The organism is Streptomyces sp. URMC 126 (assembly GCF_051386555.1).
Taxonomy (GTDB): Bacteria; Actinomycetota; Actinomycetes; order Streptomycetales; family Streptomycetaceae; genus Streptomyces.
This window is the reverse complement of the sequence record NZ_JBPQTX010000753.1, coordinates 1-299: the sequence shown is the minus strand read 5'-3', so window position 1 is coordinate 299 and position 299 is coordinate 1. Positions and strand designations below refer to the sequence as shown.

Sequence of the window (299 nt, the reverse complement as noted above, 5' to 3'; positions counted from 1 at the left end):
ACCGGCCGCGCCCAGTCGCCGGTGCGCGGGTCGACCAGCTGGGTGGTGGAGGCGTTGGTCAGCTCGGTGCCCGCCTCGCCCGTCAGCCAGTACGAGATCAGGTCCGGGATCAGCAGCAGGCGCCGGGCGGCCTCCAGCGCGGGCGTACCGCGGGCCGCCACCAGTTGGTGGAGGGTGTTGAACGGCTGGTACTGCAGGCCCGTGGCGGCGTACAGCTCCTCGGGCGGCAGCACGGCCGCGGCCCGCTCGGCGGCCCCCGCCGTACGGCCGTCGCGGTAGTGCACCGGATTGCCCAGCAG

Annotated in this window: 1 protein-coding gene; it reads right to left on the bottom strand. The window is 75.3% G+C overall.

Annotation, left to right across the window (positions count from 1 at the left end; all coding sequences use genetic code 11):
• A partial coding sequence (locus tag ACSNOK_RS33760) for an FGGY family carbohydrate kinase (protein ID WP_436784572.1) occupies nucleotides 1-299 on the bottom strand: 299 nt, incomplete at both ends.